Annotated in this window: 12 protein-coding genes and 1 pseudogene; 6 read left to right on the forward strand and 7 right to left on the reverse strand. The window is 66.8% G+C overall.

What is annotated here, in order from left to right; translation table 11 throughout:
• The first annotated feature begins 1 nt into the window (after window position 1).
• The gene (locus Q8M13_RS01800; protein ID WP_305297910.1) at window positions 2-508 is read left to right on the forward strand and encodes an FKBP-type peptidyl-prolyl cis-trans isomerase; all 507 of its coding nucleotides are present in this window, start codon (window positions 2-4) and stop codon (window positions 506-508) included.
• 146 nt (window positions 509-654) lie between these two features.
• On the opposite strand, the gene Q8M13_RS01805 is transcribed toward Q8M13_RS01800, so the two are convergent.
• Window positions 655-1179, reverse strand: a complete 525-nt coding sequence (locus Q8M13_RS01805; protein ID WP_305297911.1) for a DUF1993 family protein — start codon at window positions 1177-1179, stop codon at window positions 655-657.
• A gap of 179 nt (window positions 1180-1358) precedes the next feature.
• On the opposite strand from Q8M13_RS01805, the gene Q8M13_RS01810 reads away from it, so the two are divergent.
• Complete coding sequence (locus Q8M13_RS01810) at window positions 1359-1922, forward strand: carboxymuconolactone decarboxylase family protein (protein WP_305297912.1); 564 nt, start codon at window positions 1359-1361, stop codon at window positions 1920-1922.
• Window positions 1923-1924: 2 nt separating this feature from the next.
• Window positions 1925-2722: an SDR family NAD(P)-dependent oxidoreductase gene (locus Q8M13_RS01815; RefSeq protein ID WP_305297913.1), complete on the forward strand. Its 798-nt coding sequence runs from the start codon at window positions 1925-1927 to the stop codon at window positions 2720-2722.
• A 135-nt stretch (window positions 2723-2857) separates the two neighbouring features.
• Here Q8M13_RS01815 and Q8M13_RS01820 read toward each other — a convergent pair whose 3' ends face one another.
• The 3 genes from Q8M13_RS01820 to purU form a co-directional block, all read right to left on the reverse strand.
• Entirely contained in the window at window positions 2858-3307 is a 450-nt protein-coding gene (locus Q8M13_RS01820; RefSeq protein WP_305297914.1) for a DUF2214 family protein, read from the reverse strand.
• A 73-nt stretch (window positions 3308-3380) separates the two neighbouring features.
• Window positions 3381-4214, reverse strand: coding sequence for an EamA family transporter (locus Q8M13_RS01825; protein WP_305297915.1), 834 nt, complete (start codon window positions 4212-4214; stop codon window positions 3381-3383).
• Window positions 4215-4333: 119 nt separating this feature from the next.
• Window positions 4334-5176 (reverse strand): formyltetrahydrofolate deformylase, encoded by an 843-nt coding sequence (purU, locus tag Q8M13_RS01830; protein WP_305297916.1) that lies wholly within the window; start codon window positions 5174-5176, stop codon window positions 4334-4336.
• Window positions 5177-5268: 92 nt separating this feature from the next.
• On the opposite strand from purU, the gene argE reads away from it, so the two are divergent.
• The gene (gene argE, locus Q8M13_RS01835) at window positions 5269-6450 is read left to right on the forward strand and encodes an acetylornithine deacetylase (RefSeq protein WP_305297917.1); all 1182 of its coding nucleotides are present in this window, start codon (window positions 5269-5271) and stop codon (window positions 6448-6450) included.
• On the opposite strand, the gene Q8M13_RS01840 is transcribed toward argE, so the two are convergent.
• Window positions 6410-7450 (reverse strand): glycosyltransferase family 2 protein, encoded by a 1041-nt coding sequence (locus Q8M13_RS01840; RefSeq protein WP_305297918.1) that lies wholly within the window; start codon window positions 7448-7450, stop codon window positions 6410-6412. The two genes, argE and Q8M13_RS01840, sit on opposite strands and share 41 nt — an antisense overlap.
• Window positions 7451-7481: 31 nt before the next feature.
• On the opposite strand from Q8M13_RS01840, the gene rfbC reads away from it, so the two are divergent.
• Together rfbC and Q8M13_RS01850 are read left to right on the forward strand one after the other, a co-directional pair.
• A complete protein-coding gene (gene rfbC / locus Q8M13_RS01845; RefSeq protein ID WP_305297919.1) occupies window positions 7482-8036 on the forward strand; it encodes a dTDP-4-dehydrorhamnose 3,5-epimerase in 555 nt (184 codons plus the stop codon).
• Window positions 8036-8857, forward strand: coding sequence for an acyl-CoA thioesterase II (locus Q8M13_RS01850; RefSeq protein ID WP_305297920.1), 822 nt, complete (start codon window positions 8036-8038; stop codon window positions 8855-8857). The genes rfbC and Q8M13_RS01850 overlap by 1 nt, the downstream gene beginning before the upstream one ends.
• 7 nt (window positions 8858-8864) lie before the next feature.
• Here the strand turns inward: Q8M13_RS01850 and Q8M13_RS01855 are convergent, their stop codons facing one another.
• Window positions 8865-9257, reverse strand: a complete 393-nt coding sequence (locus Q8M13_RS01855) for a VOC family protein (RefSeq protein WP_305297921.1) — start codon at window positions 9255-9257, stop codon at window positions 8865-8867.
• A 4-nt stretch (window positions 9258-9261) separates the two neighbouring features.
• A pseudogene (locus Q8M13_RS01860) lies at window positions 9262-9951 on the reverse strand (NADH:flavin oxidoreductase); the annotation flags it as partial.

A 9951-nucleotide genomic window follows, 5' to 3' on the forward strand; every position in this document is an offset into this window, starting at 1 on the left:
CATGAAGCTTCTGATCCCCGTTCTCGCCGCCGTGCTGGCGCTGGCCGGCTGCAACAAGGGCGGCGCCGATCCCGCCGAGATGGCGAAATCGGCAGCCGAGGCCAAGGCCTTCATGGCGACCAACGCCAAGGCCGAAAGCGTCCAGACCCTGCCGTCTGGCGTGCAGTACAAGATCGTCAAGTCCGGCCCCACTACCGGCCTGAAGCCTGGTCCGCAGGACGAGGTGAAGGTTCACTACGAAGGCAAACTGGTCTCCGGGAAGATCTTCGACTCCTCCTATGATCGTGGCCAGCCGGCGGCCATGCCGCTGCCGGCCCTGATCCCGGCCTGGAAGGAAGCCCTGCAGCTGATGCGTCCGGGCGATGAGTGGATCCTCTTCGTGCCGCCGGAAATGGGCTACGGCGAAGAAGGCGCGGGCGGCGGCGAAATCCCCGGCAACAGCGTGCTGATCTTCCGCATCGAACTGATCGACGTGCTGCCGGCGCCTGGCCGTATTCAGCAGGGCTAGGCCGGAGATGCTCCCCCTCTGGGGGAGCAGTCCGCCGATGGGCTGACTGAGGGGGACTTTGGCCGTTGTCGCCAAGGGCTCTCCCCCTCCGTCTCGACGCGTCGCGTCGATCCACCTCCCCCACTGGGGGAGGATCTAGGGTAGGCCTAGGCCACCTTCATGCGCAGCGGACCCATATAGTCGCGCTTGCCGACCGGCACGCCGCGCGCGCGCAGGATGTCGTAGGCGGTCGTGGCGTGGAAATGCAGGTTCGGGGTCGAGAACGACATCAGGAAGTTTTCCGCCGTGAACGGAATCTTCCGGTCCCCGAACACGAAGGCGACGTCCTTGCCTTCGAGGGCGTTGACCTCCTCGGGGGTGAGCGCCTTGAGCCCGGCGATCGCATCATTGATGAGTTTCTGCAGGCTGGCGTAGTCGGTCACGCTTTGATCGCCACCGGGCGAGAACGCCCCGGCCTTCACGCCCTCGATCGCGCCGAGCGAATGGTGCGCCACCGAAATGATCTGGAAGCGGAAGTCGAACATGTCGGGGCACATGCGCGCCTCGACGATCTCTTGTGGGTCGATGTTGTTGTCCTGGCAGTGCGCCAAGCCCCGCTCCAGGAAGCCGGCCACGCCGTTCAGCGTCTGGAGGAATGAAGCTACGCTGACGTCGTAGAGTGAGATCGCCATTTTCCTGGTCCCCAATGTGATTTGTGGCGGCAGTGTCGGCTCCCCGACCGCCGGAGGCCAGGCATTTTCAGCATTCCGTTGCGGCATGGGCGGCCTCCATACCGGGCGCTTGAAGGCTTGCGCCCGGCGCTGCGCCCCTGTTTGGTGTCGGCCAAACCAGACCAAGGGGAAACCAGCAGATGCGTCTCACCAGCCCGCGGATCGCGCCGCTTCAGAACGCCGAAATGGACGCCGAGCAGCAGGAGATCGTCGCCCCGATGGGTGAGCGGGTGATCAACATCTTCCGCACTATGATCCAGGCCCCGAAGGCCGCGAAGGGCTTTCTGGCCTGGGGCAACTATGTGCTGTCGAAGAAGAACGACCTGCCGGCCCGCGAGCGCGAGATCGTCATCCTGCGTATCGGCTTCCTCTGCAAGTCGGGCTACGAATGGACCCAGCACGTGCCGATCGGCGTCCGCGCCGGTCTGACCGAGGACGAAGTCGCGCGGATCAAGGGCGGCGCGGATGCGCCTGGCTGGAGCCCTTCCGATCAGGCCCTGCTGCGGGCGTCTGACGAGCTGCACCACGACCAGTTCATCACCGACGCCACCTGGGCCGCCCTGAAGGCGCACTTCAGCGACAAGCAGTGCATGGACGTGGTGTTCACCGCCGGCCAGTACACTCAGGTCTCGATGATCCTGAATTCGTTCGGCGTGCAGCTCGACGCCGGGCAGACCCTCGATCCCGACCTGAAGGGATTCTGAACATGCGGCTCGCGGGCAAGACCGCCATCGTCGTCGGCGCAGGCCAGACGCCGGGTGAGACCATCGGCAACGGCCGCGCCATGGCCATGCTGTTCGCGCGTGAGGGGGCCGAGGTTCTCTGCGTCGACCGGCTCGCCGAGCGCGCCGAGGAGACCGCCTCGATGATTGTCGCCGAGGGCGGCAAGGCCGCCGCCTTCGCGGCCAACATCACCAAGGCTGACGAGTGCGTCGCCATGATCGAGGCCGCCAAGGCGCGCTGGCCGCGCATCGACATCGTGGTCAACAATGTAGGCGTCGGCGGAGGCGGGGATGGTCCGGCCCACAAGCTGACCGAGGACGCCTTCGACCGCATACTGGCGGTCAATCTGAAGGGCGCCTGGCAGGTCTCGAAGGCGGTGTTGCCGACCCTGCGCGAGCAGGGGGCCGGCTCGATCGTCAACATCTCGTCCCTGGCCTCGATCGCTGGCGGCGCCCAGGTGGCATACGAGGTCTCCAAGGCGGCGCTCAACCGGCTGACCACCAGCATCGCCCAGGCCAACGCCGGCAAGGGCGTGCGCTGCAACGCCATCGCCATGGGCCTGCTCGACACGCCGATGGCGGTGGCGGGCATCGCCTCGGCCAGCGGTCAGGAGCAGCAGGCGGTGCGCGACGCGCGCAACGCACGGGTGCCGCTGAGCGGCCAGATGGGCACGGCCTGGGACACCGCCTATGCGGCGCTGTTCCTGGCGTCCGACGAAGCGCGCTTCATCACCGGTACGGTGCTGTTCGTCGACGGCGGCATGTCGAGCCGGATCGGCTAGCGCAACTCCTCGTCATCCTCCGGTCAGCCGAAGGCTGATCCGGGGGACCCAAGCTGATTTGCAGAATATGGCTGAGCCCGCTTGGGTCCCCGGATCTCGCTTCGCGAGCCCGGAGGATGACGAGGGTGGGCGCCCCTACGCCGCATACCCCCGCGCCATCGCTGCGGCGAAGACCGGGATCAGGGCGAACACCGCGACCTCGGCGATCATGAACCGCCGCACCCCGGCGACGTCGGCGGGGGAGAGCGCGAAGTCCGGCTCTGCCTTGGCGCGCCTGCGCCATTGCAGGATGCGCACGGTCGGCGGCGCCGACAGCACCCCGACCACCAGGAACGCGGCGATCTTCGCCCAGAAGGCATGGTTGCCGAGGTAAAACTCAGGACCCTTGATCCCGTAGAACACGCGGGCGAAGCCGACCGCCAAGATCAACCCGGCGATCAGGCCGTAGTGCAGGTCGATGATCCCTAGGCGCTTGAGCCCAGCGCCCGCTAGGCCCGGCCGGATCATCGCCAACTCGGCCGCGAGTATGCCCGCCAGGCTGAAGATCAACAGGTGATGGGCGATGGCCAGGATGAGGTCGGTCAAGGTCGCGCTCCGCGTCTCGTCTGAAGCAGGATGACGGCACTATTATACGATGTAAATATTTGTTGTGATCCGATCACGCCAACCGCAGGACGATGGCCCCCACGGCGATGAGGCCGGCCGCCGCGATCCTGGCGGGGCTCAGTCTTTCCTTCAGGACCACCACGGCGATGACCGTGGCGAACAGGATCGAGGTTTCACGCAGGGCGGCGATCACCGCCACGGGGGCGTGGGTCATGGCCCAGAGCGCCAGTCCGTAGGAGGTCAGGGTGCCCGCGCCGCCGATTATCCCCAGGCCAAGGTGCGCGCGGGCATAGGGCAGGAAGGTCCGCCAGCGTGCGGCCAGTACCCAGACCAGCAGCGGGACGCCGCTTAGCAGGTTGAGCCACAGTGTATAGGCGACTGGCTCGCCCGAGGCGCGCACTCCGGCCCCATCGACCAGAGTATAGCTGGCGATGACCACGGCGTTGAGCAGGGCCGCGCGGACGCCCTGGACATTGGCTCCGCGTCCGGCCAACGCCAGGCTCAGCACGCCGCTGCAAATCAAGGCGACGCCCGCCCAGGCGGCCGGGCTGAGATGCTCGCCCAGCCAGAACCGGCTGACCAGAGCGACCAGCAGCGGCGCGGTCCCGCGCATCAGCGGATAGGCTTGGCTCATGTCCGCGCCGCGATAGGCGCGGGCGACCAGCAGATAATATCCGACCTGCAGCACCGCCGACGCCGCGAGAAACGGCCAGCTCTCGCGGGCCGGCTGGGCCAGGAACGGCAGGGCGAGGGCCGAGATCGCCGCCGCCGAGGCCGCGACCAGTATGGTGGTCAGCAGCTTGTCCGGCGCGCCCTTGACGATGGCGTTCCAGCTCGCGTGCAACAGGGCCGCGAAGAGGACGATGCCGAAGACGCTCAGGGGCATGGTGGGAGACTTCTCCTCTCCCCGTTGGGGAGAGGCCGGGTGAGGGGCGGGCGGTCGCGCAGGCCGAAGAGCGGCTGCGCGGCCCCCTCACCTAACCTCTCCCGAGGGAGAGACACAGGCTAGTCCGTGAACACCACGGTCTTGGCGCCGTTCAGCAGCACTCGGTCTTCCAGCCGCCAGCGAACGGCGCGGGCCAGGACGCGGCGCTCGATGTCGCGGCCCTTGCGGATCAGGGCGGCAGGGGTGTCGCGGTGACTGATGCGCTCGACGTCCTGCTCGATGATCGGGCCCTCGTCGAGATCGGCGGTGACGTAGTGGGCGGTGGCCCCGATCACCTTTACGCCGCGCTCGTGGGCCTGGTGATAGGGCCGTGCGCCCTTGAAGCCTGGCAGGAACGAGTGGTGGATGTTGATGCAGCGCTCTTCGAGCTTGGCGCTGAGATCATTGGACAGCACCTGCATATAGCGGGCTAGGACCACCAGCTCGGTCTCGGTCTCCTGGATCAGCCGCCAGATCGCCGCTTCCTGCTCTACCTTGGTCTCGCGCGTCACCGGCAGGTGGTGGAAGGGCACGTCGGAGATGTCGAGATTGGCGTAGGTCTCCTTGGGGTGGTTCGACACCACCGCCGAGATCTCCATCGGCAGTTCGCCGCGCCGCCAGCGATAAAGCAGGTCGGCCAGGCAGTGATCCTGCTGGCTGGCCAGGATCATCACCTTCCGTTTCACCTTCGGATCACGCAGGCTCCAGCGCATCGAAAAGCCCTGAGCCAGGGTCTCGAATTCGGTCCGTAGCAGTTCGATGTCTGCGTCCAAGGCGTCGAACACGACGCGCATGAAGAACCGGCCGGTCTCCTGGTCGTCATATTGCTGGGCGTCGAGGATGTTGGCCCCGCGCTCAAACAGGAAGGCGGAGACGCGGGCGACAATGCCGCGTTGGTCGGGGCAGGAGAGGGTCAGGATCATGGCGCCCGTCTAGGGCGCGTTCCTGACTAATCCGTCAAGCTTTCAGCCTTCCTGACTTGGAGACAGGCGAGGGCGAGGTCTAGGGTCAGGTCATGCCGACTTCAGAAGCCCTCACGCCTCGCGCGCTCGACATCCTTGAGACCTTGGTGGCGTTCGACACCACCTCGCGGCTCTCCAACCTGGCCCTCATCGAGTGGGTGGAAGCCTATCTCGACCGCCACGGCGTCGCCCATCGGCGGGTGCCGAACCATGACGGGACGAAGTCGAACCTGCTGGCGACTATCGGCCCGAACGTCGAGGGGGGCGTGGTGCTGTCGGGCCATACCGACGTGGTGCCGGTCGATGGTCAGGCCTGGACCACCGACCCCTTCAAGCTGACCGCGAAGGATGATGGCCGCATCTATGGTCGCGGGACCTGCGACATGAAGGGGTTCCTGGCCCTGTCGCTGGCCGCCGTGCCGGGGCTGGTGGCGTCAGACCCGAAGAAGCCGGTCCACCTGGCCTTTTCCTATGACGAGGAAATCGGCTGCCTGGGCGCGCCGGACATGATTGCAGTGATCGGCGCCGAGCTGCCGCGCCCGGCCCTGGTGGTGGTGGGCGAGCCGACCGACATGGTGGCGGTCTCCGGCCATAAAGGCATCTCTACCTTCAAGGTGACGGTCAACGGTAAGGAAGCCCATTCCAGCCAGACCCATCTGGGCGTCTCGGCGATCATGGAGGCGGTGAAGCTGATGGCTTCGCTGTCGGACCTGGCCGAGCGGCTGGAGCGGGAAGCCGATCCGGCCTCGCCCTTCCTGCCCAAGCATACCACCCTGACCATCGGCGTGGTCCATGGCGGCACGGCCGGCAATATCCTCGCCCGCGAGTGCGCCTTCCAGTTCGACCTGCGCAGCGCGCCTGGCCAGGCTCCGATGCAGATCCTGGCTCCGTTCGTCGCCGAGGTCGAAGCGCTGGACGCCAGGCTGAAGGCGCTGTTCCCGGTGGCGGGGGCCAAGATCGAGCGCCGGTCGGGCACGCCGGGCCTGTCGCCCGAGAAGGACGGCGCGGCCGAGGCCTTCGCTCGCCGTCTGGCCGGCGACAACGGTCCGCCGCGTGTCGTGCCCTACGCGGCCGAGGCCGGGCAGTTCCAGGAGGCGGGCTTCTCGACCGTCATCTGCGGACCTGGCTCAATCGACCAGGCGCACCAGCCCGACGAATATGTTGAGCGGACTCAAATGGAGCGTGGCGGGGCCTTCATGGCGCGGTTGATCGACTGGGCCGCAAAGGGCGAATGACCGGCCGACGGCCGGTCAGGTCGCGTGGGTTCCAGGTCATCGCCTTGGCGATCTCCCAGGCGCTGGCGCGGCGGGCTCGCTGCACGGCGCGGCGGCTTTTCAGGATGGTCGGCAGGCCCTTCAGCGACTCCTTGAACGCGCGCCAGACGATATGGGCGTGCGGCCAGTTCTCTCGGCGGCTGGAGATATAGACCACGCCCATCAGGTGCAGCGGCACGACGACCGGCAGCAGGATCGCAGGCGTGTCCTTGTAGACGACATAGAAGCGGTTACGGGTCCCGTGGAACACCGCGAACTCCGACTTTCGCCCTCCGGTCGAGGCCGAACCGACGTGGCGGATCACCGCGCTCGGGACCAACAGCGTCGGCTCCCCGGAGAGTTGCAGCCGGTAGCCGAGATCGACGTCCTCCGAATAGCAGAAGAAGAATTCGTCGAACCCGCCGAGCTTCAGGAATAGCGCCCGGTCGATCATCATCGCGGCGCCGCAGGGGGAAAATACCTCGCCCTCCGGCGTGTCGCCCGGATCGCGCGACAGATAGCCGCCCCGATAGGGGATGCCATAGCCGGACATCACGTCGCCCAGCCCGTCGAGCAGGCCAGGATCCTCGTCCATCAACTGGCGCGAGGTGAAGGAGAGCAGATTGGGATAGCGCTCGGCCGCGCCGGCCAGCTCCTCCAGCCAGTTCGGCTGAGCAAAGGCGTCGGGATTGAGCAGCACGTACCAACGGCCCCGCGCAAGCCTTGCGCCCTGGTTCCCGGCGCCTGCGAAGCCCAGGTTTTCGCTGTTCTCGATCAATTGAACGAAGGGAAATTCGCGCGCGATCGCGGCGTCACCGGGGTCTGGCGAGGCGTTGTCGATCACCAGGGTTTCGAAGTCCTGGAATGTCTGGCCCGCCAGCCGCTCCAGGCATGTCCGCAGGGTCGGACCGGAGTTGTAGGCGATGATGCAGACGGTGATCGTGGGCGCTTGCGCCTTGTCTTCCTGCGCGCGCTCGTCCATGCGGTGGCGGTTTCCAACTTACCGGGCAGCCATGACGTCGATCACGCCGCTTTTGATTCCCGAGGTTCTGCTTATCACGCCCAAGCGCCATGGCGATGCGCGAGGCTGGTTCGCCGAGACCTGGAGCCGCCAGGCCATGGTCAAGGCCGGGCTGGAGCATGACTTCGTTCAGGACAACCAGGCGTTCAACGCCGCCGCCGGCACCGTACGCGGCCTGCACTTCCAGCAAGCGCCGCATGCCCAGGCCAAGCTGGTGCGGGCGCTGCGCGGGGCGATCTATGACGTCGCGGTCGATGTGCGGCCCGGATCGGCCACCTATGGCCAATGGGTCGGCGCGAATCTGACCGCCGAGGGCGGCGAGCAACTGCTGGTGCCGCGCGGCTTCGCGCACGGCTACTGCACGCTGACCGACAATTGCGAGATCTTCTACAAGGTCGACGGCCTCTATGCGCCGCAGACCGAGGGCGCGCTGCTCTGGAGCGACCCTGATCTGGGCATCGACTGGCCGATCACCGGCGAGGCGATCTTGTCCGACAAGGACCGCATCGCGCCGCGTCTCAAGGACATGCCGAGCGCGAACTTCTGATGAGCGAGCTGGTCAGCATCCTGAATATCGAGGCCATCGACCTCGACATGTTCCGCGGCCATACGCCGGAAGGCGAGACGCGGCGCATCTATGGCGGCCAGGTGATCGCCCAGGCGCTGACGGCGGCGTATCGCACGATCGACGGCCGCGTCTGCCATTCGATGCACGCCTATTTCATCCGCGGCGGCGACCCTAAGATCCCGATCCTGCTCAAGGTCGAGCGCGTGCGCGACGGCGGTAGCTTCACCATGCGCCGGGTGACCGCGCTGCAGCACGGCCAGCAGATCTTCAACCTGTCGGCCTCGTTCCAGGTCCCCGAGACCGGCTTCGAGCATCAGATTGAAATGCCGACCCCGCCCGGTCCCGACGGCCTGATGGACGAGGACGAACTGCGCGCGGCCGCGGGCTCGACAGAGCAGCGCCGCACCTGGCCGATCGAGGTCCGGCCTGTCGATCCGATGCCCTACGGTCAGGCGCCGATCATGGACCCGACCCAATCGGTGTGGTTCCGGGCGCGCGATCCGCTGGGCCCCGACGTAGCTTTGAACCAATGCGCCCTGGCCTATGCGTCCGACATGACGCTGCTGGATACCTCGCTGCGTCCGCATGGGGTCGACTGGAACTCCGGACGCCTGCAGGTCGCGAGTCTTGATCACGCTCTGTGGTTCCACCACCCGAGCGACTTCAGCCAGTGGCACCTCTATGTGCAGGACAGCCCCTCGGCGTCGGGCGGGCGTGGCTTCAACCGTGGTTCGATATTCTCAGCCGACGGCAAGCTGGTCGCCTCCGCCTCGCAGGAAGCCCTGATCCGGTTCCGGTAAGGCGGTTCTAATCCGGGTCGTGGCGGCAGACGCAGAGCTTGCAGCCGTCCGGGTCCCGGAAGTACGCGCCATAATAGTCGCCGTGATACTGCGGGCGCGGTCCAGGCGGGCCGTCGTCGCGGCCGCCGCCTGACATCGCCAGGGCGTAGACCTCGTCCACGGCCGCGCGGCTGGGCGCAAGCAAAGCGATCATCTGGCCGTTGCCGGCCAGAGCCGGCTCGCCGTCGAACGGGCGACCGACCAGGAAGTAGGGCCGCGCCCCGCCCGGCGAGGTCCAGACCGCCCAACCGCGCTCCTGGTCGATGAACTTCAGCGGGTAACCGAGCGCCTCCATGATCGGGCGATAGAAGTTCGTCGCCCGTTCCGGATCGTTCGTCCCGATGAAGACATGGGACAGCATGGGCTCACACGGCCGCCGGCTGCGCGACGAACCCCTTCCAGTTGTTCATGTACTCGACGAAAGCCGGACCTAGGCGCTCGGCCGTCAAATGCTCGCGGCTGACCGGCAGGGCGATGGACGTGAAGTTCGGATCGGCGGCGACCTTTTGCGGGAAGTCGTGATGCAGAATGGCCGCGCGGCCGATCAGGACATAGTCGGCGCCGTTCGCCAGGCACTCGCGGGCGGTCTGCGCGCTCATGATCTTGCCGGCCACGCCCAACCGGACATTCCCGCGATCCAGCTCGGTGAAGTAGGACATCAGGGTGCGGCCCTTGAACGCCTCTTCGTTCGGCTCCTTGGCCACGTCCCAGAGCGACATGTCGAGATAGTCGATCTTTCCCTGCGCCATCACCGCCTGGGCTAGGTCGCGGATCTCGGCCAGTTCCAGGTCGAAGCGCTCGGGCGACAGTCGCAGGCCGAGCGTGAAATCGGGGCGGCAGCGGGCGCGAATGCCGTCGATGATCTCGTGCAGGATGCGGGCGCGGTTCTCCGGGGAGCCGCCGTAGCGGTCGGTGCGGCGGTTCAGGCCGGCGCTGAGGAACTGACAGAGGATGTAGGAGTGGGCGCCATGGATCTCGATCCCGTCGAAGCCGGCGGTCTTGGCGCGCAGGGCGGCGAGCACGAAGTCCTCCGCCAGCTGCTCCACCTCGGCGGT

The sequence above is a fragment of the Phenylobacterium sp. genome, from assembly GCF_030681155.1.
Lineage (GTDB): Bacteria > Pseudomonadota > Alphaproteobacteria > Caulobacterales > Caulobacteraceae > Phenylobacterium.